This is a genomic window from Marivita sp. NO-S04, assembly GCF_059070475.1.
The window spans coordinates 2,551,343-2,574,750 of sequence record NZ_CM180980.1; the positions used below are offsets into that span (position 1 = coordinate 2,551,343).

Here is a 23,408-nt window from a genome sequence, read left to right on the forward strand (position 1 = left end):
TCCGTTCCGCAGCGGAAAGCATCTAATGCTGCGGAGTGTTCTTGAAGAAACACTGAAATAAGCAACAAATCTGGGAGGATTTACCATGAAAAGAAGAAGCTTCGTAAAAAGCACGCTGCTGGGCGCAGTCGCTGCACTCGCCGTGTCAAGCGCGGCCTATGCACAGGAAGTCACCCTGCGCTTGCACCAGTTCCTGCCGCCACCCGCACCGGTGCCCGCACAGATTCTCAAGCCTTGGGCCGCACAGGTCGAAGAAGCCTCTGGTGGGCGCATCAAGATCGAACATTTCGACGCCATGTCGCTGGGTGGCCGCCCGCCCGAGCTGATGGACCAGGCGCGCGATGGCGTGGTCGATCTGTCCATGACCGTCGTGGGCTATACCCCCGGGCGCTTCCCGCGTACCGAGGTGTTCGAACTGCCGTTCATGATGACGAACCCAGTTGCCACTGCCAAAGCCTATTGGGAGATGGTGGAAACCGATTTCCAGAACAACGAATACAGCGATGTGAAGGTTCTGGGCGCATGGGTGCACGGTCCCGGCCTGATCCACTCTGCCGATGGCGTGACCAGCCTTGAAGATATGAAAGGCCTCACCCTGCGCGGCCCGACCCGGATCATCAACGATCTGATGGCCGAACTGGGTGCCGAGCCTGTGGGCATGCCACTGCCCGCGATCCCCGAAGCGCTGTCCAAGGGCGTTGTGAAGGCAACCGTGATCCCGTGGGAAGTGACCACCGCGATCCGCCTGTCGGAACTGGTGAGCAACCACACCGAATTCTCGGGTGATGAGTCGCTTTACACCGCCGCGATCGTTCTGGTGATGAACAAGGCCAAGTACGAAGCCCTACCAGACGATCTTCGTGCAATCCTTGACGCGGAATCCGGTGCCAAGCTGTCGTCCTTCGCCACTCAGGTCATGTGGGACATGGACGCCCCGGCACGCGAGATTGCGGCAAACGCAGGCAACACCATCGTTCAGTTGGACGAAGCCGAAGTCGCCCGTTGGAAAGAAGCGTCACAGCCGGTGATCGAGCGCTGGATTGCCGATATGGACGCCAAAGGCATCGACGGCGCGGCGCTTATCGAACAGGCCAAATCCCTGATCGCCAAGCACGGCGGCTGATCGGTCCGAGCAGTAAACGCGGTGGGCTGATTGCAATGGCCCACCGCACCTTGGGGAGGGTGGCATGTACCGGCGACTTCAGATCATTGTCGAACTCATTGCACGTGTGCTGGCTCTTGTGGGTGGCGCGGTGCTGTTGTGCATCATCGTCCTGACCTGTGTGTCGATCATCGGCCGCGCGCTCGTACCCTTCGATATTGGCGTAGGCCCGATCCGCGGCATCTATGACATGACCGAAATTGGCATGGCTGCAGCGATCTTTGCCTTTCTGCCCTGGGCCCAATTCAACGAAGCGCATGCGCGGGTGGATCTGTTTCAACCCGTCATGCCCAAGCCGATGGACCGGTTTTTGGACCTCGCTTTCAACCTTGCCATGCTGGTGGTCGCGGCTGTCGGGACATGGCGGCTGTATCTTGGCATGCAGGACAAACTGTCTTTCGGCGAAACCACTCTGATCGCGCAAATCCCTGTCTGGCAGGGTTATGCCGCCAGCCTCTTGGGCGCGGTCGGCTTCATCATGGTCGCGGCATTCTGCGTGCTGCGCTCTGGGCGGCGCATGGCCGGACTTCCGGACTAGGAACCACATGACATGACCAATATCGAACTGGCTCTCTGGTCCTTCCCGATCCTTCTCGCGCTGGTCTTTCTGCGCGCCCCCATCGCGCTGGCGATGATCGGGGTCGGCGTCGCCGGAACCTACCTGGTGATCGGGTCATCCATGATGACCCTGAACCAATTGAAAACACTGACCTACGGCACGTTTTCAAACTACTCCTTCTCGATCATCCCGCTGTTTCTGCTTATGGGCCAATTCGCCACCCTGTCCGGCATGTCGGCCGCCCTGTTCCGCGCAGCCGAAAGCTTTTTGGGTCACCGCAAGGGTGGTGTGGCCATGTCCGCCGTTGGGGCCTGCGCCGGGTTTGGCGCGATCTGTGGATCGTCATTGGCGACGGCAGCCACGATGGGACAGGTGGCCCTTCCCGAACTGCGCCGCTATGGCTATCCGGGATCCCTTGCCACCGGAGCGCTCGCCGCAGGCGGTACTTTGGGCATCCTGATCCCGCCGTCGGTGATCCTTGTGATCTACGCGATCCTTGCTGAGCAGAACATTGAAAAGCTGTTTGTTGCTGCCCTGATCCCCGGCATCCTTGCCGCGATCGGCTACATGATCGCCATATCCGTCTGGGTCCACTGGTCGCCCAACAGCGCCGCCGTCAAAGACCGGGTGCCGTGGGGACAGCGAATGAAGGCGCTGGGGCAAGTCTGGCCCGTAATCCTGATCTTCGTTTCCGTCGTCGGCGGCATCTACGCAGGCATTTTCACCCCAACCGAGGCCGCCGCCGTGGGCGCCGCAGGCACAGGGCTGGTCGCGTTGGCGTCGGGTCAAATGAGCTGGGGCAAGCTCAATCAAGCGATCCTGTCGACTGCCGCGTCGTCCGCGATGATCTTCCTGATTATCCTTGGCGCGGGCATCTACAACAACTTCCTGTCGCTTACCCAATTGCCGCAAACCGCTTCTGTCTGGGTCGGAGATCAAGGCTTCTCGCCGTGGTTTGTGCTGACCATCGTGCTGCTGATGTACCTTGTCTTCGGCTGTGTCATGGACAGCCTGTCCATGGTCCTGCTGACCGTGCCGATCATCTTCCCGATCATGTCCGTCCTCGATTTCGGGATGAGCGCGAATGACTTTGGCCTTTGGTTCGGCATCCTTGTCCTGATCGTGGTCGAGGTCGGGTTGATCACTCCACCGGTAGGGATGAACCTGTTCATCATTAACTCGATGGCCAAGGAAACGCCCATTGGCCAGACCTACAAGGGCGCCCTGCCCTTCGTACTGACCGACATGGTGCGCGTGGTGATCCTTGCAGCCTTCCCTCCAATCACGCTCTGGCTGGTTTGGGTAATCGACGCGCTGTGACATCGTCTTGCGCCACCCAACGGCGCAAGACATCCCCGATGCTGGACAGCGTGACACCTCTGCGGCACATCTAGGCTCCCGAACCCCAAGTGAGCGAGCCCAGTATGTCAGACCGTCCCAACGTTCTTTGGATCATGGCCGACCAGTTGCGCTTTGATTACCTGAGCTGCTACGGCCACCCGCACCTGCACACACCGCATATCGACGCCCTCGCCCAGCGCGGGGTGCGCTTTACCAATGTCTATGTGCAATCACCCGTCTGCGGTCCGTCGCGCATGTCGGCCTATACCGGGCGGTATGTGCGCAGCCACGGATCAACTTGGAACGGCATGCCTCTGCGGATCGGTGAACCGACACTTGGCGATCATCTGCGCGAAGTCGGGTCGCGTGCGGTGCTGGTGGGCAAGACGCACATGATCGCTGACGCCGAAGGCATGGCATGGCTGGGCATCGACCCCAAAAGCGAAATCGGCGTGCGCCGCGCGGAATGCGGCTTCGACATATTTGAACGCGACGACGGGTTGCACCCTGACAGCGCCCGACAGAACTGGTCAGCCTATGACGACTACCTTGTCGCGCATGGCTATTCCTCGGACAACCCGTGGGAGGATTTCGCCAACTCCGGAGTAGTTCCCGATGGCGAACTGCTTTCGGCATGGCTGCTCAAGAACTCGCGCCTGCCCGCCAACGTGCCCGAGGAACATTCTGAGACCGCCTATATGACGAACCGCGCGATGGACTTCATGCAAGCCGCGCAAAATGACGACCGCCCGTGGGTCTGCCATCTCAGCTATATCAAACCGCACTGGCCCTATATCGTGCCCGCGCCCTACCATGATATGTATGACGAACGGCACATCCTCGATCCGATCCGATCTGATGCGGAACGCACCACGGACCATCCGCTCATGCAGGCCTACCTGAACGCCCGCGTCTGTCGCAGCTTTTCGCGTGACCACGTGCGCGAGCACGTCATCCCCGCCTATATGGGTCTGATCAAGCAGCTCGACGACAATCTGGGACGCCTGTTCAAATGGATGGAGGACACTGGCCTATCCCAGAACACCATCATCGCGTTCACCTCGGATCACGGCGATTACATGGGCGACCACTGGATGGGCGACAAGGATTTTTATCACGATGTCGCGGTCAAAGTGCCACTTATTCTGTATGATCCCCGCCCCGACGCCGACGCAACGCGCGGGCTGGTCTCTGATGCGCTGGTCGAGATGATCGACCTCGCGCCGACCTTCCTCTCTGTGGTTGGCGGGACACCAAAACCGAATATCCTCGAAGGCCGCGACCTCACGCCAATCTTGCACGGCACAGAGGGCTTTTCCCGCCGCTACGCGATCAGCGAACATGACTACCACTCGTCCGAAATGGCGCAGGCGCTTGGCGTGCCGCAGGAACACGCGCACACCAAGATGATCTTTGATGGCCGATGGAAATACATCCGCTGTGAGACGTTCCGACCGATCCTCTTCGACCTGCAATCCGACCCGCAGGAACTGACCGACCTCGGCGCGTCAGACCTCCTCGAACATCAGGAGGTCCGCGCCCGGATGGAGGCAGCCCTTCTGGACTGGGCGACACGGCATCACACCCGCGTCACCGCAACGCCGAAGGTTCTGGAAGGCCAGAAGATTGCAGCCGAGGTTGGCATCCTCATCGGTTTCTGGGACGAACAGGAATACGAGGCCATCACCGGCAAGCCGTTTGACAGCCTGAAACCCGTGGGCCGCCCCAACCGCAAGACCTGATCCTTAGCGCGGCGCCATGCGGATTGCCCCGTCCAGACGGATCACTTCGCCATTCAACATCGGGTTCTGCGTGATATGGGACACAAGCGCTGCGTATTCCGCCGGATCGCCCAAACGCGACGGGAACGGCACCTGCGCGCCCAGTGACGTCTGAACCTCCTCGGGCAATTCGTGCAGCAACGGCGTCAGGAACAACCCCGGTGCCACGGTGCACACCCGCACGCCCTTGTCCGCCAGATCGCGCGCCATCGGCAGGGTCATCGCAACGATCCCGCCTTTGGATGCCGAATAGGCCAATTGGCCAACCTGCCCATCGAACGCTGCAACAGACGCGGTGTTGACGATCACCCCGCGCGCGCCATCCGCATCCACTGGATCAGCAGCCACCATCCGTGCCGCCGCCTGACTTGCACAGTTGAAGCTGCCCATCAGGTTGACGCGAATTGTACGCTCGAAAAGGTCGGGATCATGCGGCGCACCGCGCGAAACAGTCTTCGCGGCACCGCCAATACCCGCACAGTTGATCAGGATACGCGGCACGCCATGCGCCGCGCAAGCCACTTCCAGACCAGCCGCAACCGAGGCCGGATCGCCTACATCGACTTGGGCAAAAGCGCCTCCGATGGCAGTTGCATGCGCTTCGGCCAATTCGGCGTTGCGGTCGAAAAGTGTAACCTTGAGACCATCTTCGGCCAGACGCTGCGCTGTCGCCGCACCAAGCCCCGACGCCCCACCGGTGACGATGGCGCCATATCCAGCCCAATCCTGCATGATCAATCCTCGTGTGACCGTATCTTACCCAGCAACGTCAGAAGAGTTGCCTTTTCTTCGGTGCTCAGGTTCGACAGCAACCGATCTTCATGCGCACGCACAACAGCCCGCGCCTCGGCATAGGACGTCTTGCCTTTGGCTGTAAGCACCAACGCCTGCACCCGGCGATCTCCGGGCACATTGGTTCGCTTGATCAAGCCGCGCCCTTCCAATTCGTCGACGATGGCCACCAGACCCGACCGCTCGATCCCAAGCATCCGTGCCAATCCGCTTTGCGTCACGTTCGGGTATTGCACCACCAGAGACAGGGCCGAAAACACGCGCGGCGCGAATCCGTCTTCGCCCAGCGCCCGCCGGAAATCCGCCTGCACGATCACATACGCGCGCTTCAGGTTGTAGCCGATGAATTCTTCCAGATCCGGCGCTTCGATATGCGCCTCATCCTCGGTCCGCCTGTCAGTCTTGCGCAGCGATGCCATACGTCATCTCCTGTTGTTCAAAGGAAAAATATATCATATCGTTAAGTTAGTAAACAATTTCCGTCGGAAAGGGTCTTGATGAAACTGCCACAGCCCAAACTAGACCATGTCTGCACGCTGCAGGTCACGTTGGATCCGATCCGCGAGATGGGCACAGGCCGCGCCGGGGCAAGGCGCATCATCCCGATTGTCGGCGGCACAGTAAGCGGACCGCGCCTCAGCGGGCGCATCCTGAACGTCGGCGCAGATTGGCAAACGCTGTTTGCCGACGGTCTGGCAGAACTCGACACGCGCTACGCGATGGAGACCGACGACGGTGCCACCATCGAGATCATCAATTACGGCTACCGCCACGGCCCGAAAGAGGTGCTCGACGCCGTCGCACGCGGCGAAGCCGTGGACCCCGGTTCCTATTACATGCGCACCCATGCACGCTTGGAGACCGGCGACGCACGCTATGATTGGGTCAATCGCACGTTGTTCCTCGGCGTCGGCGCCCGCAATCAAGGCAGCGTTCAAGTCGAGCTTTACGCTATCACCTAATCCGCATTACGCGCCGCGATGTCCTTTGCAATCGCCTCTTTATAAAGTGTGCGGATACGATGCGTCAGCGGGCGCTCACCCGAGCCAATCGTCTTCCCGTCAATCGACGCCACGGGCGTCTGCGCCCCGAACGTGCCGGTCAGAAACGCCTCGTCCGCTGAATACGCCTCGTAGAGCGAGTAGTTCTTCTCGAACACTGGAATCCCGTTTTCCCGGCACAGATCGATCACCTTGGCCCGCGTGACCCCGTTCATGCAATAATCCCCGGTCGAGGTCCAAACCTCGCCCTTGCGGATGATGAAGAAATTGCAGGCATTGGTGGTGTTCACAAACCCATGCGGGTCCAGCATCAGCGCCTCATCCGCCCCCGCCGCTTCGGCCTGAAGGCAGGCGATCACGCAGTTCAGCTTGGAATGGCTGTTGAACTTGGCGTCCTGACTGTGCGGCAATCCCCGCACCTGCGGGACCGAGGCCAGCCGAATGCCTTGCGCTTGCAACGCCTGCGCGGGTTTCGAATGCTCCATGATGATGACCAGCGTCGGCCCGGACCGCGACAGGCTCGGATGCTGAAATGGCTTCACCTTGGTCCCGCGCGTCAGCATCAACCGGCAATGCACATCGCTGGTCATGCCATTGGCCTCGGCGGTCAGGCGCAGCGCCTCCGCGATCCCGGCGCGATCCATACCCACATCAAGGCCCACCGCGTAGCAGCTGTCGAAAAACCGATCCATGTGTTCGTCAAAGAATGCCCAAACGCCATCATAAAGGCGCATCCCTTCCCACATACCATCGCCCAGCAGGAAGCCGGAATCGTAGACTGACACCTTGGCCTCCTCCCGCGGGTAAAGCGTTCCATTGATGTAGATAAGAATATCGCGGTTGCGCGCGTCCTCTTCCGCATCATGGGTCGTCGTATGATCCGTCATCGCGCCCGCTCCATCAGGTCCACTAGCTGGTCTTCGGTCAACGCCACCGGGTTCGCCTTCATCGACGATGAACTCACTGCGTCCTTGGCCGCCTTGGCCCGCGCCGCGTCCGTGATCCCTTGCGCATCCAGACCAGGCAAACCCGCTTCCTGCGACCAGTTGTGCAACGTATCGAATGCCGCATCCGGCGCTCCGCCAAAGGCCCGCGCAATCCAGCCCTGCACCTCGGCAATCCGTGCCTGCAAGTCGGGATCATCCCCCGCCTCGCCATTCGCCCTTAATCCATGCGGCAAGAGCGCGCCACAGATCGCCCCATGCGCCGCGTTGGACAAGCCACCCAGCGGCCCGGCCAAGCCGTGCACAACGCCCAGACCGGCATTAGCCAACGCCAACCCACCGCACAGGCTGACCCATGCCAGCGCATCGCGTGCATCGGGGTCTTCGCCCGCCATGATCTGCCGGATCGCCACCAACCCTTTGGGCATCGCATCGCGGCAGATGGCATCGGTCAGCGGATTGGCCTTGGACGACAAATACGGCTCGATCACCTGCGTGACCGCGTCCAGCCCCGAGGCCAAAGTGACCCCACGCGGGCAATTGTCCGTCAGTGCTGGATCGACGATCGCCAGTGTTGGCAACATGCGCGGATCGCGCAGGCTCACCTTGCGCTGGGCCTCGGGCACTGAAATCACAGCATTCTTGGTCACCTCAGCGCCCGTTCCGGCAGTTGTCGGCAAAGCGGCAAAGGGCAATGGAGCGGCATCCAGCGGCAAGCCCTTGCCGACCACTTCCAGATGGTCAAGCATCGGCCGCCTGGCCGGGGCCAGTGCCGCAATCGCCTTGCCCGCATCGACCACGGCGCCGCCACCAATCGCGATGACCGCCTGAACTTGTGCATCTCGTGCCAAGGCCAACCCTGCCTCGACCAGCGCAACATCCGGCTCTTTGCCGACAGAAAAGACCGTGACAGCCACCCCTTCAGCCTCAAGCGCATCCTTAAGCCACCCCGCACGCGCCGGGGTCGCGCCTGCGACAAGCAACACCCGAGCACCTAACGCCGCCAACGCAGGCACTGCCTGCTTCGCCTCGCCGCGTCCGAAACGGATCATATCTGCTGTGGCAAAGGCAAAGGCGGTCATGGGCACTCCTATGGTCAGAACTTGCCCGAAGATGTGCCTGTCTTTGCACCTCATGTCGAGGCTTGCAGCACCCCGTCACTGCGCAACCGTCCCGAGGCGAGCGCCGCCAGTGCCACCATCACCGATGCCGTGCCCAGCACCAGTGGCAACCCGCCGACCTGATAGCTGAGACCAGACAGAACCGTCCCCAACAGCCGCCCGCCGGCATTGGCCATGTAATAGAACCCCACATCCATCGTGACCCGCTCACTTTGGGTGAAGGCCAAAATCAGATAGGAATGCAGCGCCGAATTGATCGCGAACAGCGCGCCGAACACCAGCAACCCAATGACCAATGTCACAGTCAGCCACGTCTGCGGCTCCGGCGACAGCACCGCCGCCACGGTCAACGCCACGGGCACAAGCAGCAAAATAAACGCCCATTTCCGCGCATCCGCGATCAGCGCGTCTTCACTCCGCTCTGCCGCCTTCAAGAGCTTCGGCGTATTCGCCTGCACGATCCCGTAAAGAATGATCCATACCGCCATGAACGTCCCAATCAGGAAAAACGTTGCGCGATTGCCCGCCTCGGTCCCGTCCGACAGCACCGCATAGAAATAGATCGGGATGCCCACGACAAACCACACATCCCGCGCCCCGAACAGAAACACCCGCGCTGCGGACAGCCAGTTCACATTGGCGGATTTCGAAAACACCTCGGAAAACTTCGCGCCCTTACGCCCTTTCGGCAGGCCCGACGGCATGAAAAAGATGATCGCCAGCAAGATCACCGCCAGCACAGCCGCCATCGCGTAGATCGCCGCGACAAATCCCAGCGTCGCCAAGAGCGCGGCCCCCAACAGAAACCCAACCCCCTTCACCGCATTCTTCGATCCAGTCAGGATGGCCACCCAGCGGAACAGACCTCCGCCTTCGGTTGGCGCCAGCAGCTTGACCGCCGATTTGGACGACATCTTGGCAAGGTCTTTGGCCACACCCGATGCACCCTGCACACACATGACAAACGCGACCGAGGCGGTAATGGCCCATGTCGGGTCCAGCTGAGCCAACGCCAGCAAAGCCACCACCTGCAACCCAAGCCCGACATACAGCGTCGAGGTCAGGCCAAACCGTGCCGCGATCCATCCTGCGGACAGGTTCGTGACCATCCCCGCGATCTCGTAGAGCACAAACAGATAGGCCAGCTGGATCGGCGAAAACCCCAGCGTGTGAAAGTGCAAGAGCACCAACATCCGCAGCGCGCCATCGGTCAGCATGAACGCCCAATACGCCGCCGTGACGGCGATATAGGCGGAAAGACCCTCGGGTTTACTCACAACCGACCGCCCACCATCAGCGCTACGTCCACCAACCGATGCGCATAGCCCATCTCGTTGTCGTACCACGCGTAGACCTTAACTTGCGTCCCGTTCACCACCATCGTGGACAGCGCATCGATAATGCTCGACCGCGTGTCATTGGTGTAATCTGTCGACACAAGCGGGCGCTCTTCGTAGCCCAGAATGTCTTTCAACGGCCCCTCTGATGCCGCCTTGAACAGCGTGTTGACCTCTTCCACAGAGGTCGCACGTTCCATCTCGAACACGCAATCGGTCAGTGATGCATTCAGCAGCGGCACGCGAACCGCGTGACCGTTCAACCGCCCCTTGAGTTCGGGATAAATCAGCGTGATCGCTGTCGCACTTCCCGTCGTTGTGGGGATCAAGGAGTTCAACGCCGACCGCGCGCGGCGTAGGTCTTTGGCGGGGCGATCCACGATGGTTTGCGTGTTGGTCACGTCATGAATCGTCGTTATTGATCCGTGACTTATACCAATACTCTCGTGCAAAACTTTCACGACAGGCGCCAAGCAATTGGTTGTGCAACTGGCGGCTGTCACGATGTTATGGTTTTCAGCATCATAGATGTCGTCGTTCACACCAAAAACGATATTCGCTGTCGGCCCGTCCTTGACCGGGGCCGACACCACAACTTTCTTCGCTCCCATTTGAAAATAGGGCGCGATCTTCGCCTCAGTTTTGAAAACACCGGTGCAGTCGATCACCACATCCACACCGTCCATCGGCAGTTTGGACAGATCGGATGTGCCGACAAAAGGCAACCGCACTCCGTCAACGGTAATGCTGTCCGCGTCATGCGCGAACTCGGCTTGCCAGCGCCCATGCACAGTGTCGAACTCGAACAGATGCGCGTGCATCTCTGGATCGCCCACCGCGTCATTGATCCACGCGATCTTTGCGCCCTTCTCCAACAGGGGTTTCAGGGCAAGCTTGCCAATGCGGCCAAGCCCGTTCAGCGCGTAGGTTGTCATGCAGAGGCATCCTCTTCGGTCATTTGTCCAATATCATCGACCGCTTTCTGCAATGAAATCCGGTCAAGCGTGTTCATGGGCAGAGCTGTGAAAACGCCAATCCGATTGCGCAGCGCTCCGTAGGCCACTTGAAAGGCAAGACTGCGTTCAGCCTCTGACCCACTAGCCTTGACCGGATCGACCATGCCCCAATGCGCGCTGATCGGCTGGCCCGACCACGCCGGGCAATCCTCGTTCGCGGCCTGATCACAGACCGTGAACACGAAATCGAACTTCGGCGCATCTTGGGCTATGAATTCCTGCACGTTTTTGGCACGCAAGCCGGAGACGTCGTGCCCCTTTTGGCGCAGCACATCGACCGCCATCGGGTTCAATACGGAATAGGGTTTGGTGCCTGCGGAATAGACATCGAACCGATCTCCGGCCATGTCCCGCAGGATTGTTTCAGCAAAGATCGACCGCGCCGAATTGCCGGTGCAGATAAAGAGAACACTGAACTTTTTGAAAGACATATCCGTCATTCCCTGTCCAAAGCCCGCGGCCAGCGGGCTGCACATATCCGGTCTGCCCCGACAGCAATCGAGCAGCAGGAAATCCAGCATTCCCTGCATATTTGTTACATCCACACTGTAACGAAGCGATGTCCCAACCCGCGTCTGGCTCAGCAATCCAGCGTCCAGCAGGTTTGACAGATACGCCGACAGAGTGGACGGCTTGATGCCCAAGGCGTCTGCGATTTCACCCGCCGGCACCTTGTCCGGCATCCGCCGCATGAGCATGCGAAAAATGGCCAATCTTTGCGGATGACCGAGTGTCGAGAGTTGTGAGGCGATTCTTATTTCCATATTTCGTGAATAATGGAAATAATGTGCCAGTCAATGAATCGTTTGACCATGTGCCTGCGCCATGCACTGCGACTTTCGGATTGCGACGCGCGGCAAAACCCGTAAACCCGCATCTGACGTTCCGACCGGAGATCCGCCATGTCGCTGCCCATCGCCAGCATCACCCCCGTGACCCAGCCCCTGGTGGGCCATGTGACCCTGCCCGGCTCCAAATCCGTGACCAACCGCGCGCTTCTGGTGGCGGCACTGGCCCGCGGCACCAGCCGCCTGACAGGCATCCTGCGCAGCGACGATACGCATTACATGATGACCGCCCTTCGCGCGATGGGTGTGGGGATCACTGAGGTTGATGAAACCACGGTTGAAGTAACCGGCTCGGGCACCCTTCACCCGGCAGACGAACCGCTGTTCTTAGGCAATGCAGGCACCGCGACGCGCTTTCTGACCGCCGCTGTCGCTTTGGTAAACGGCACCACCATCGTCACCGGTGACGAACACATGCAGAAACGCCCCATCGCGCCACTGCTCGATACGCTCCGCGCAATGGGCGTCGATGCCACGTCCGAAACCGGCTGCCCGCCCGTCACCATCAAAGGCAATGGCACCTTCCAAAGCGGCGACATCGAGGTCAGCGGCAAGCTGTCCAGCCAGTATATTTCGGCCATAATGATGCTTGCGGCAATGGGCAAAGGTGAGACCCGCATCACCATCGGTGGCGGCAAGATTGGCGCGGTGGGATACCTGCACATTACAGCCGCTGTCATGCGCGCCTTTGGTGCGACCGTCAGCTTTCCGTCCGAGAACCAGATCGTTGTGGCACCGGGCGGCTACACCGCTGCCGACTACCACGTCGAACCTGACGCAAGTGCGGCGACGTATCTCTGGGCGGCGGAAAAGCTTACCGGGGGGAGCATAGATATCGGCACCGCCCCGGGTGACATGAACCAACCCGACGCCAAAGCCCATGATATGATCGCCGCCTTCCCGCACATGCCGGCCGAAATCAACGGATCTCAGATGCAGGACGCCATCCCGACCCTTGCGGTGCTGGCCGCATTCAACAACACACCCGTGCGCTTTACCGGCATCGAAAACCTTCGCGTTAAGGAATGCGACAGGATCGACGCCGTACATAAAGGGTTGGAACAGGTGCGCCCTGGTCTGGCCTCGGTCGAAGGCGATGACCTGATCGTGCATGCTGATCCTGCACTGGCCAACCATGTCAGCGACGGCCTGATCGACAGCCATGCGGACCACCGCATCGCCATGTGCTTCGCTTTGGCCGCCATGAAAGTCAAAGGCTTGCGGATCGAAGACCCCTATTGCGTGTCCAAGACCTTCCCGAATTACTGGGATGTCCTGCGCGGACTGGGCGTGTCGGTCGACATCACCCAGCCCTGACGCTGGTCACTCCGCCGCGATCAGCGGTGCGTCTTTATCGCCGCGCAGCGACACCCATTCGCCACTGCCAGTATACCGCCAGCCAAGCCGCCCTTCGTCGTCCATCGCAAAGAGCTTGAGCCAGCCGTTGTCAAACAGCGCCGCCACACCTGCGTGGCGGTTGAGGATGTCGGTGATCGCTTCACGCGGAGCTTCGATCGCCACCGACAGCCGCAGGGGATCATGCATGAAGTTTTCGCCGTCATGCACCGACTGCCACGGCAGACCACCGCGCAGCACGCTGCCATTGCCTTCGACCACACCGATGCCACCGGTCACGTTGTGGAGCAGCTTGTTCCCAGCCCCAAACGCATCCGGTGCGACGGAGGAGCCGTAGTATTGCAGGCTGATCCAGCTTGCCACGACGACCGGAGCGGTCAGGATCAGTTCCAGAACCTGGAAGTTGGTGTCCTGCCGCCAGTCATAGCTGTGCAGGAAAGACCGCCCATCAAGGCTCCGCCCCATGGTCCGCGAACGGGGTGCTGCGATGAAAGCCGAACACCCTGCGAGACCCCATTCAGGCCGGGTTTCCGACCAGTTCTTGGCCCGTTCCATGACCGCCGCCTGATCTGTGGCCCGAGGCAACCGAGCGGACCGCTCCGTGCGGGTTACCTTGGCTGCCATCGACAGTGCCTGCTTGAGTGACGCAATCGTTGCCACCTGCGTGTGCCCTGCAGGAAGATCGTCCTCGTACAGCCGGACCTCATCGGTCACCGTGTCGTGCAGACCAGCAAGGAACACAGTCTCCGCAGGCACTTCAATCCCCTTTTCCACCAGCCCGGTCCGCACGTCTGCATCGTTCAGCAGCAGCGCCACCAGCCGCGCGTTCACGTCGCCCGCATGGCCGCCACAAGCACCACATTGCAGCGCACTCGCATGGGGGTTGTTCACCACACCCGCGCCATGGCCTGCCAGCAGCACCACCTTGGCAAAGCCAGATTTCATCGACATTGCCGACAGAATGGTCGCCGCCATGCCAATCCGATCCTCAAGCGTGATGCTGTCAGACAAGGCAGGCGCCGGACCGACGCCAAGGCTCGGATGCTTCTGCGCGAGCGAATCCCGCACCAGTTTGCCAAGGTACAAAGGCCCCGTGGCCTCAACGAAGGCAAAGCTAGACACCGCAGCCAGCCGGAACCGGCCCCACGCCCGTGTCACCCGCTTTGCCACACGGGTCAGCATGTCGCTGTCCTGCGGGTCGGTCGCAGCCGAGGTCGCACCGGGGTTGATCAGAACCGGACCGCGCGTCTCAAGCACGTCCGATGCAAACCCGTGATGTGCCGCCGCGATGCCGAAGAAGCCCGCAAAACCGATTGTCTCGATCCCGTCGCCCGAGGCCTCCAGCGCCCGCCGAAACACTTCGGACCGCACGTCGATGCAAAACGCCGCCTGCACGTTCGGCAGGTCGTCCTTGGCTGTAACCGGCTGCGCCAATGTCTGGTCCAGCACCCGCGCCGCAGCGTGGTCCGCCGCCGCCTGCAGAGCCGCGTCGATCAGATCGTCCTCACTCGGAACAATGGGTTGCGCGTGCTCTTGAAGCACCCTTTCCCACGCACACCCGATCTTGTCCTTGTACCGCGCTAGCAGCGCCGCTTCGAAGACCAGTTTCGCGGTCAAAAGGTCAGTGATGTCATTATTGCCGTCGCCTTTCAGGTTCGCGCGGAACGCTTCACCCGAGGCCAGTTGCGCCCAGCCACCCAAGCGCATCAGCAGCGTATGGAAATAGCTTTCGCAGGCATCGGCCGTGATCCCCATATCCTCGGCACATTTGGTCAACGCCCCCCGAGCCGACATCGACATCGACGCCACGCGCGACGCAAACCCGGTGAGGCCAAAAATCTCTGGCGTCAGATCACGCTGCGCAAAAGACCGCCACGACAGCCACGCCCGTTCCTTGGGTGCAGGCCAAAGCGCTTGCCCGGTGTCATAATGCCCGCCCGCCCAATGCCCAATGCGCTCGGCCACGAAGTCGGGCCAGTTGATGTCCGACACCTCTTCGGCCAGATCAGCCAGCGTCGGCAAGGTTTCGGGCGCCACAACTGTTTTGTCCATCGCTGCAATCAGGTCGTCGACCGTCGCTGCCAGTTCCGGCACTTCGGCCAGACCGGCCTCTAGGTCGGCCACACTCAGCTCGTTCGCCACGAATTTTGCCTTGAAATGTGCCCGCTCCGGCACCGTCCGCACCCCTGCGACCCGCGCCAGTCGCGCGGCGGCAACCTGCAAAGGCTCGCCCGCCTGCCCAACGTAAGGGTTCACAGCAACCGTCGCCTCAAGCGACCAGAGCGGCGGGATGTGGGCGGCGGCATTCTTGGCACCAGCCATGATCTCAAGGGCCGGACCCGAGAACCGTTCAACCATTGTCAGCATGTCTTGATCTCCTGTCCTGTCCATTACCGTGACCGTGCGGCCCAGCCGCCTGTCAGCCGGTCAAACACCGCGTTGAGGTAAAATCCGTTAGAAAGATGCACCCGAAGTCCCTGTGCCGCAGGATGGCTGGCCCAATTCGGGAAGGTCGCCTGCGCAAGCGCCACTGTGCCAAAGCTGAGGATGGTCAGCACCATCAGTGCCCATTGCAGCGGGCCGGGGGCCGGGGTTGCGGGCAGCGCGCCTGTGGTCAGCCAGATCGCGATGGATTGCAGCGCGAAGTAACTGACTGTGGTCGCCACCGAATAGGCCGCCATACGCCGGGTCAGAACCTCGGGCGCGTGATCCGCCAGACCTTGTGCCAGCAGATAGGCTACCCCCATCACCAGCACCGCCCCCAGTGCAATCGCCTGTGCCGACTTGCCGTCGATGCCCAGAAGCAGACCCAGCGTTCCGTAGATTGCCAGCGCAATCGCAAACGCCTTGAGCACCGCGCGGCCATTCGGGATCGCCACTGGACCGGGCCGCCGGATCGACGCCACCTGTGCCACGGCACCGCCAGAGGCAAGGAACGCATGCGCTTTGTAAAGCGAGTGCGCCACGATGTGCAGCAGCGCCAGTGGGAAGAGTGCCAAACCACACTGAAGGATCATGAAGCCCATCTGCGCAACGGTAGACCACGCGAGTGAAGTCTTGACCGACGGTTGGGTCAGCATGACCAACCCGCCGAACAGCGCCGAGAACCCGCCGAGGATCACCAGGACCGACAGCACACCGGGGGCAAGCAGCATTACATCGGCAAACCGGATCAGCAGGAAGCCGCCCGCGTTCACCACACCCGCGTGCAGCAGGGCCGACACCGGCGTCGGCGCTTCCATCACTTCGGTCAGCCAGCCATGGGTCGGAACCTGTGCCGACTTGAACAGCGCCGAGATCGCCAGCAGCCCAGCCGCAAGGATCGCCGCCCCGCCGCCCTCACCTGCCCGTGCGGCCTCGATGATCGTGGCGATATCCGCAGTGCCATAAGCCGCCGCCAGCGCAAATGCGCCAAGGATGAGACCACCGTCAGACGCCATCGAACACAACGCTTTCTTGCGTGCCGCCCGCTGTGCTGCCGCCCGTTCAGGATAGGTCAGCAGCAGCCGGTTCACACAAAGGCCTACCGCGCCCCAGCCGATAATCAACTGGATCAGGTTGCCCGCCGTCACCAGCAGAAGAACGGACGCCAGACCAAGGCTCAGCCAGCCCAAAAACCGCGTCTGGTTCGCCTCACCATCTGTGTAGGTTACAGCAAACCGCATCACGACCCAGCCGATGAAACTCACCAGCATCAGCATGGTCACACTCACCGCGTCGATCCGGGCGGCAAAGCCCATCTCGGCCGCACCGATCAGCGGGCTGGTGGCCGATCCATTGGCGATCAGCAGAGCCAAAGTGCCCAGCGACACGACCATCGCAGCCAGTCCGGCATATTCGCCCAGACGCAGCAGGGCCGACCCGCGCGGCATTTCGCTACGCATATAGACGAACCCGATGATCGCGAAAAAGACGGGGGCCAAAAGCGGCAAAGCGGTGATCATGATACGGTCTCCTGTAAGGGCGTGATCTTGTAGGGGGACCTAGCCCGCGCCTTTGGTGAATAAAAATACATTGTTTATCAATTATCGTTCACTTAAACAGAACGAATGTCAGACTTGAATTATCATCACCTTCGCTATTTCTGGGCCGTGGCCCATGACGGCAACCTCACCCGAACGGCCGAGCGGCTGAACCTGTCACAATCGGCTTTGTCGTCGCAAATCAAACAGTTGGAGGAACGCCTCGGTCAAACGCTGTTTGAGCGCCGAGGCCGCGCCCTGCATCTGACCGAGGCGGGCCGCATCGCGCTCGATCACGCAGACACGATTTTCACCGCTGGCGAAGAACTGCTCGACACTCTGCGCGAAACCGCGCGCCCTGCCCGCGCCTTGCGGGTCGGTGCGCTGTCCACCCTGTCGCGCAACTTTCAGATCACCTTTCTGGAACCCGTCCTTGGCCGACCCGATGTGGAAGTCATCCTGCGTTCGGGCAGCGCATCCGAGCTTTACGCTGCGCTTGATGCGCTCAACCTCGATGTGGTTCTCACCAACACGCCCCCTGCCCGCGACGCGATCAGCCCATACCTGACGCAAAAACTCGCCGACCAGACTGTGGGCCTGTTCGGAACGCCCGACCGGGTGCGCGGCAACCGCCCCTTTGAAGACCTCGTCGCGGATCACCCCCTGATCCTGCCCACCCGCGACACCCAGATCCGCAACGCCTTTGATACGTTGCTGTCGCGCGTGCAGGCCAAGCCCACCATTGCGGCTGAGGTTGATGATATGGCCATGATCCGCCTTCTGGCCTTGCGCGGCACAGGCTTGGCCGTGGTGCCGCCGATCGTCGTGCAGGACGAACTGGCACGTGGCGATCTGGTGCAAGCAGCGATGCTGGACCTGCACGAACTGTTCTACGCGGTCACGCTGGACCGCCGCTACCCCAACCCACTGTTGACCGAATTGCTGGAAGCGGCAGCGCGCTAGGCGATAATCTCGAACTTGGTCACATCGACCATCCCCCGGTCGGTGATCTTGAGCGCCGGAATGACCGGCAGCGCGAGAAATGCCAGTTGCAGGAATGGCTCGTTGAGCGTCACACCAAGGCTCTTCGCCGCCGCGCGCAGGTCGACCAACCGGTCATGCACCTCTTCAAACGGCTCAAGGCTCATCAACCCGGCAACGGGCAAGGCCAGCTCGGCCAACACCTCACCCCCGGCCGCCACGACGAACCCGCCTTCGATCTCGGACAGCCGGTTCGCGGCCAGCGCCATGTCGGCGTAATCTACCCCCACGCAAGCGATGTTGTGGTGATCATGACAGACGGTCGACGCAATCGCCCCGCGCTGCAACCCGAACCCACGCACAAACCCGGTGGCAATGTTGCCATTCTTGCCATGCCGTTCGACCACCGCGATGCGAATGAGGTCGCGCGTCGGGTCGGGGTGTTTGTCGCCGTCCTCGACCGCAATGGTCTCGTGTAGATGTTCTGTGATGATCTTGCCTTCCACAATGCCGATGACGTCGGTCTCTGCGCGGTTGGCTTTGGTGCGGAAATCCTCGGCCTTCAGATGCGGCGCGTGGACCGAACCGATGCCAACCGGGTCTATTCTTGACCGTTTGGTAAAATTCTCTGCCGTGGCCTCTATCCCGCCACAGAACACCATCTGCACATCACACGCGTCAAGCGACCGAACCGCCACGATATCAGCCCGCTTGCCCGGCGCGATCAATCCGCGATCCTTGAGCCCAAACGCCTCGGCCCCCGACAGCGACGCCGCGCGATAAGCGGCCAGCGGTGGCGTGCCCAAGGCGATCAGCGTGCGGATCATGTAATCAAGATGCCCCTCCTCAGCGATGTCGAGCGGGTTCCGGTCATCGGTACACAGGCACATATAGGGAGCCGTGCGTTCGGTCAGCAGCGGTTGCAGCGCGTGAAGGTCTTTTGACACGGACCCCTCACGGATCAGCACGCGCATGCCCTTTTGCAGCTTTTCGCGAGCCTCCTCGGCGGTGGTCGCTTCGTGTTCCGTGGAAATCCCGGCGGCGATATAGGCGTTCAGGTCCATGCCGCGAAGTTGCGGGCAGTGGCCGTCGATATGGCCGCCTTCAAACAGATGCAGTTTTTCCATCACCTGAGGATCGCGGTGGATCACGCCGGGATAGTTCATGAATTCCGCCAGACCGATGCCTGACGGATGCCCCATGAGCGGCGCAAGATCGGCTGCCAGCAACTGGGCCCCGGCGGTTTCCATATGCGTGGAGGGCACGCAAGAGGACAGCTGAACCCGGATGTCCATGAGCGTGTGGCGGCTCGCCTCTTGGAAATAACGGATGCCCGCCGCGCCGATCACGTTGGCAATCTCGTGCGGGTCGCAAATGGCGGTGGTGATCCCGTGCGGGGCGACACAGCGGTCGAATTCATAGGGCGTAACCAGCGAGCTTTCGATGTGCAGGTGGGTGTCGATGAAACCCGGCACAAGGATCAGGCCTGCCATGTCCCGGATTTCGGCCCCCTCATAGGTGCCGCAGGTGCCCGCGATCATGCCATCACAGATGGCGATATCGCCGTCGAGCAGGTCACCGGTCACCAGGTCGAGCATCTTGGCGCCGCGCAACACCAAATCGGCAGGCATATCCCCGCGTCCAACGGCGATCCGGCGATCCAAAGGGCTGAAATCAGGCATGGGGTGTGGCGCTCCTGTGTTTTTTTCCAAGTCTACCCGAAGCGCGCTCCGGCAACCAAGCCTCGTGTGTTTCTGACGGGCGACTCAGTGCCGAGTTTTTCGGCGGTCCGTTGGGGCGTGACGAAAAATAAGGCACATGAAATTCGGCATACAGCGGCATACCGGATCAATATGTCACACCCGGAGCGCGAATGTGCGCCCTGCTACAGCGTGTCACGGTTACCGCAAACAGCCCGAAATCCACCAATTCAAACTTGCCTTGTTTTAGAGGGCTTTACGTAGCGTCGGGTAAATTTATTTACGTATTTTCCTTTCGTGATGAAAAATATTTACACGTAACTTACTGTTTTTTATTTGCTTATTTAATTGTTTTCACTGTCGCGTATGATCCAGCCAAGCCGCGATAACACATCTGTGATCGCAGTCTGAAGCGCCCGAAGGGGATCGGGCGGCGCGAGGGGAGACCAAGACCATGAACGATCAAACCACCACCAACGATGGAACGGCCGTGTACCCGCCATCCTCCGAAACTGTGTCGCAGGCGCATATTGATGCGTCTCGATACGAGGAGATGTATGCGCGGTCGGTGTCTGATCCTGAGGGGTTTTGGGCGGAGGCGGCGCAGCGTCTGGACTGGATGAAGGCACCGACGCAGATCAAGGATGTGGATTTCACACTGGGTCGGGTCAAGATCAACTGGTTCGCCGATGGCACGCTGAACGTGGCGGCCAACTGTGTCGACCGGCATCTGGCGACCCGCGGTGATCAGACCGCGATCATCTTCGAACCCGATGATCCCAACGAGCCTGCCAAGCACATCACCTACAAAGACCTGCACCGCAGCGTCTGCAAGATGGCCAACATCCTTGAGACCATGGGCGTGCGCAAAGGGGACCGCGTGGTGATCTACATGCCGATGATCCCCGAGGCGGCCTATGCCATGCTGGCCTGCGCGCGCATTGGTGCCATCCACTCCATCGTCTTTGCCGGCTTCTCGCCCGACGCGCTGGCGGCACGGGTGAACGGGTCGGACGCCAAGGTCGTCATCACCTCTGACGAGGCCCCGCGCGGTGGCCGCAAGACACCGCTCAAGTCCAATGCCGATGCGGCGCTGCTGCACTGCAAGGATACGGTCAAGTGTCTGGTGGTCAAGCGCACGGGCGGGCAGACCACATGGGTCGACGGGCGCGACTTTGACTACAATGAAATGGCGCTGGAGGCGTCGGACGTCAGCCAGCCTGCTGAAATGAATGCCGAAGATCCCCTTTTCATTCTCTATACATCAGGCTCCACCGGGCAGCCCAAGGGGGTTGTGCACTCAACTGGTGGATATTTGGTTTACGCCGCTCTGACGCATGAAATTACCTTCGATTACCACGCCGGCGACGTTTATTGGTGTACCGCCGATGTCGGCTGGGTCACCGGGCATTCCTACATTGTTTACGGGCCCTTGGCGAACGGCGCGACCACGCTGATGTTCGAAGGTGTGCCGACCTATCCGGACGCTTCGCGCTTCTGGCAGGTCTGCGAGAAACATTCCGTTAACCAGTTCTACACGGCACCGACTGCGATCCGCGCGTTGATGGGTCAGGGTAACGAATTCGTAACGAAATGCGATCTATCCTCGCTCAAGCTTTTGGGCACGGTGGGCGAACCGATCAACCCCGAAGCGTGGAACTGGTACAATGACGTGGTGGGCGGCGGCCGCTGCCCGATCGTCGACACGTGGTGGCAAACTGAAACCGGCGGGCATCTGCTCACGCCGCTGCCGGGCGCGCATGCGACCAAGCCGGGGGCGGCGATGAAGCCGTTCTTCGGCGTCCAACCCGTGGTTCTCGACCCGCAATCGGGTGAGGAAATCCATGCCAGCCCGACCGAAGGCGTGCTGGCGATCAAGGACAGCTGGCCGGGGCAGATGCGCACCGTCTGGGGCGATCACGAGCGGTTCGAGAAGACGTACTTCTCGGACTACAAGGGCTATTACTTCTCGGGCGACGGCTGCAAGCGCGACGCTGACGGGGATTACTGGATCACCGGCCGCGTGGACGACGTGATCAACGTGTCGGGCCACCGGATGGGCACGGCCGAGGTGGAATCGGCACTGGTCGCACATGCCAAGGTGGCCGAGGCTGCTGTGGTGGGCTACCCGCACGCCATCAAGGGTCAGGGCATCTACTGCTACGTCACCCTGATGAACGGTGTTGAGCCCTCGGACGAGCTCACCAAAGAGCTGCGCACCTGGGTCCGCACCGAGATCGGCCCCATCGCATCGCCCGACCTCATCCAATGGGCCCCCGGCCTGCCGAAAACCCGATCGGGCAAGATCATGCGCCGCATCCTGCGCAAGATCGCCGAAAACGACTACGGCGCACTGGGAGACACTTCCACTCTCGCAGACCCCTCCGTCGTCGATGACCTCATCGAAAACCGGATGAATAAGGGGTGATGGTGATGGACGGAAGCACAACACCCACAACCGCCCCGGTTCTGATCCTGCTTGGCCCTCCGGGTGCTGGCAAAGGCACACAGGCCCGCATGCTGGAAGACCAGTTCGGCCTTGTCCAACTCAGCACAGGCGACCTGCTGCGTGCGGCTGTGGCCGCTGGCACCGACGCCGGCAAGCAGGCCAAAGCCGTGATGGAAGCGGGAGACTTGGTGAGCGACGCCATCGTCATCGCCATCCTGCGCGACCGGTTGGCGGATGCCGACTGCGCCAAAGGCGTGATCCTTGACGGCTTTCCGCGCACAACCGTGCAAGCAGAGGCGTTGGACACGCTGCTGGCCGAAAATGGCCAAAAGATCGACGCCGCCATCAGCCTCGATGTCGATGATGCCGCGATGGTCGACCGGATTTCCGGGCGTTTCACCTGTGATGGCTGCGGCGAAGGCTATCACGACACGTTCAAGGCACCTGCGACCCAAGGCCAATGCGACAAGTGCCAAGGCACTGATTTCAAACGCCGCGCCGATGACAATGCGGAAACCGTCGCAGCCCGGCTTGATGCATATCATGCACAGACAGCCCCCTTGATTGCATTTTACGACGCACAGGGCGCGCTTGCCCGTGTGGATGCAAGGGGAGCCATTGACGACATCGCCAAACAGCTTGGCGCGATCGTCGGAAAGGCCACCGCCTAAGCGGTTGCCACACGCGGCCTTGGTGCCGCGACACATGGGATACGTTTCCCCGCGCTTGCGGGGCACGTTCAACGAGGGAAGAGGAGGAGCCGCCATGGCGGACCACACATCACAACCGGCACAGGCAGGTCAGAAGTCCGACGCGGGCTACTGGTCGGCCAATGTGCGCATCATCCTGGTGAGCCTGGTGATCTGGGCCATCTGTTCGTTCGGGTTCGGCATTCTGCTGCGCCCAATGCTTGCCGGTATCGAGATCGGCGGCACCGATCTTGGCTTCTGGTTCGCCCAGCAAGGGTCGATCCTCGTCTTTTTGGCGCTGATCTTCTTCTACGCGTGGCGGATGAACAAGCTCGATAAAGAATACGGCGTCGAGGAGGAATAAGAGCC

Annotated in this window: 20 protein-coding genes; 10 read left to right on the top strand and 10 right to left on the bottom strand. The window is 60.9% G+C overall.

The window, feature by feature from the left end; genetic code table 11:
* Window positions 1-85 precede the first annotated feature (85 nt).
* The 4 genes from ACK3EW_RS13060 to ACK3EW_RS13075 all read left to right on the top strand — a co-directional run bounded on the left by ACK3EW_RS13060 (window position 86) and on the right by ACK3EW_RS13075 (window position 4,804).
* On the top strand, window positions 86-1,123 hold the full coding sequence (locus tag ACK3EW_RS13060) for a TRAP transporter substrate-binding protein (RefSeq protein WP_493806568.1): 1,038 nt from the start codon (window positions 86-88) through the stop codon (window positions 1,121-1,123).
* Between the two features lie 64 nt (window positions 1,124-1,187).
* The gene (locus ACK3EW_RS13065; RefSeq protein ID WP_493806569.1) at window positions 1,188-1,700 is read left to right on the top strand and encodes a TRAP transporter small permease; all 513 of its coding nucleotides are present in this window, start codon (window positions 1,188-1,190) and stop codon (window positions 1,698-1,700) included.
* Between the two features lie 12 nt (window positions 1,701-1,712).
* Window positions 1,713-3,041, top strand: a complete 1,329-nt coding sequence (locus tag ACK3EW_RS13070; protein WP_493806570.1) for a TRAP transporter large permease — start codon at window positions 1,713-1,715, stop codon at window positions 3,039-3,041.
* A 104-nt stretch (window positions 3,042-3,145) separates the two neighbouring features.
* Window positions 3,146-4,804: a sulfatase-like hydrolase/transferase gene (locus tag ACK3EW_RS13075; RefSeq protein ID WP_493806571.1), complete on the top strand. Its 1,659-nt coding sequence runs from the start codon at window positions 3,146-3,148 to the stop codon at window positions 4,802-4,804.
* Window positions 4,805-4,807: 3 nt separating this feature from the next.
* On the opposite strand, the gene ACK3EW_RS13080 is transcribed toward ACK3EW_RS13075, so the two are convergent.
* A complete protein-coding gene (locus tag ACK3EW_RS13080; protein WP_493806572.1) occupies window positions 4,808-5,575 on the bottom strand; it encodes an SDR family NAD(P)-dependent oxidoreductase in 768 nt (255 codons plus the stop codon).
* 2 nt (window positions 5,576-5,577) lie between these two features.
* On the bottom strand, window positions 5,578-6,054 hold the full coding sequence (locus tag ACK3EW_RS13085) for a MarR family winged helix-turn-helix transcriptional regulator (RefSeq protein WP_493806573.1): 477 nt from the start codon (window positions 6,052-6,054) through the stop codon (window positions 5,578-5,580).
* 78 nt (window positions 6,055-6,132) lie between these two features.
* Between ACK3EW_RS13085 and ACK3EW_RS13090 the strand changes: the two genes are divergently transcribed.
* Window positions 6,133-6,597 (top strand): DUF3237 domain-containing protein, encoded by a 465-nt coding sequence (locus ACK3EW_RS13090; protein WP_493806574.1) that lies wholly within the window; start codon window positions 6,133-6,135, stop codon window positions 6,595-6,597.
* Here ACK3EW_RS13090 and ACK3EW_RS13095 read toward each other — a convergent pair.
* The 5 genes from ACK3EW_RS13095 to ACK3EW_RS13115 are packed head-to-tail and all read right to left on the bottom strand — an operon-like array spanning window position 6,594 to window position 11,818.
* A complete protein-coding gene (locus ACK3EW_RS13095; protein WP_493806575.1) occupies window positions 6,594-7,523 on the bottom strand; it encodes an aminotransferase class IV in 930 nt (309 codons plus the stop codon). The two genes, ACK3EW_RS13090 and ACK3EW_RS13095, sit on opposite strands and share 4 nt — an antisense overlap.
* Window positions 7,520-8,662: an iron-containing alcohol dehydrogenase gene (locus tag ACK3EW_RS13100; protein ID WP_493806576.1), complete on the bottom strand. Its 1,143-nt coding sequence runs from the start codon at window positions 8,660-8,662 to the stop codon at window positions 7,520-7,522. Before ACK3EW_RS13100 ends, ACK3EW_RS13095 begins: the two co-directional genes overlap by 4 nt.
* Window positions 8,663-8,712: 50 nt before the next feature.
* Window positions 8,713-9,978, bottom strand: a complete 1,266-nt coding sequence (gene arsJ, locus ACK3EW_RS13105; protein ID WP_493806577.1) for an organoarsenical effux MFS transporter ArsJ — start codon at window positions 9,976-9,978, stop codon at window positions 8,713-8,715.
* Window positions 9,975-10,973, bottom strand: coding sequence for an ArsJ-associated glyceraldehyde-3-phosphate dehydrogenase (locus ACK3EW_RS13110; RefSeq protein ID WP_493806578.1), 999 nt, complete (start codon window positions 10,971-10,973; stop codon window positions 9,975-9,977). The genes arsJ and ACK3EW_RS13110 overlap by 4 nt, the downstream gene beginning before the upstream one ends.
* Window positions 10,970-11,818, bottom strand: coding sequence for an arsenate reductase/protein-tyrosine-phosphatase family protein (locus tag ACK3EW_RS13115; RefSeq protein ID WP_493806579.1), 849 nt, complete (start codon window positions 11,816-11,818; stop codon window positions 10,970-10,972). Before ACK3EW_RS13115 ends, ACK3EW_RS13110 begins: the two co-directional genes overlap by 4 nt.
* 138 nt (window positions 11,819-11,956) lie before the next feature.
* Between ACK3EW_RS13115 and aroA the strand changes: the two genes are divergently transcribed.
* Complete coding sequence (gene aroA, locus ACK3EW_RS13120) at window positions 11,957-13,219, top strand: 3-phosphoshikimate 1-carboxyvinyltransferase (protein WP_493806580.1); 1,263 nt, start codon at window positions 11,957-11,959, stop codon at window positions 13,217-13,219.
* A 6-nt stretch (window positions 13,220-13,225) separates the two neighbouring features.
* Here the strand turns inward: aroA and ACK3EW_RS13125 are convergent, their stop codons facing one another.
* Both ACK3EW_RS13125 and ACK3EW_RS13130 read right to left on the bottom strand, forming a co-directional pair.
* Window positions 13,226-15,625, bottom strand: a complete 2,400-nt coding sequence (locus ACK3EW_RS13125) for a YbcC family protein (protein WP_493806581.1) — start codon at window positions 15,623-15,625, stop codon at window positions 13,226-13,228.
* A 23-nt stretch (window positions 15,626-15,648) separates the two neighbouring features.
* Window positions 15,649-17,202 (bottom strand): proton-conducting transporter transmembrane domain-containing protein, encoded by a 1,554-nt coding sequence (locus ACK3EW_RS13130; RefSeq protein ID WP_493806582.1) that lies wholly within the window; start codon window positions 17,200-17,202, stop codon window positions 15,649-15,651.
* A 105-nt stretch (window positions 17,203-17,307) separates the two neighbouring features.
* Between ACK3EW_RS13130 and ACK3EW_RS13135 the strand changes: the two genes are divergently transcribed.
* Window positions 17,308-18,183 carry a LysR family transcriptional regulator gene (locus ACK3EW_RS13135; RefSeq protein ID WP_493806583.1) on the top strand — a complete coding sequence of 292 codons (876 nt, stop codon included), beginning with the start codon at window positions 17,308-17,310 and terminating at the stop codon, window positions 18,181-18,183.
* Here the strand turns inward: ACK3EW_RS13135 and ade are convergent.
* The gene (gene ade / locus ACK3EW_RS13140; RefSeq protein WP_493806584.1) at window positions 18,180-19,883 is read right to left on the bottom strand and encodes an adenine deaminase; all 1,704 of its coding nucleotides are present in this window, start codon (window positions 19,881-19,883) and stop codon (window positions 18,180-18,182) included. The genes ACK3EW_RS13135 and ade overlap by 4 nt on opposite strands.
* Window positions 19,884-20,355: 472 nt before the next feature.
* Between ade and acs the strand changes: the two genes are divergently transcribed.
* The 3 genes from acs to ACK3EW_RS13155 all read left to right on the top strand — a co-directional run bounded on the left by acs (window position 20,356) and on the right by ACK3EW_RS13155 (window position 23,403).
* Window positions 20,356-22,329, top strand: coding sequence for an acetate--CoA ligase (acs, locus tag ACK3EW_RS13145; protein WP_493806585.1), 1,974 nt, complete (start codon window positions 20,356-20,358; stop codon window positions 22,327-22,329).
* 5 nt (window positions 22,330-22,334) lie between these two features.
* Window positions 22,335-23,021: an adenylate kinase gene (locus ACK3EW_RS13150; protein ID WP_493806586.1), complete on the top strand. Its 687-nt coding sequence runs from the start codon at window positions 22,335-22,337 to the stop codon at window positions 23,019-23,021.
* A 94-nt stretch (window positions 23,022-23,115) separates the two neighbouring features.
* Window positions 23,116-23,403 carry a DUF4212 domain-containing protein gene (locus ACK3EW_RS13155; RefSeq protein ID WP_085629175.1) on the top strand — a complete coding sequence of 96 codons (288 nt, stop codon included), beginning with the start codon at window positions 23,116-23,118 and terminating at the stop codon, window positions 23,401-23,403.
* The last annotated feature ends 5 nt before the right edge of the window (window positions 23,404-23,408 follow it).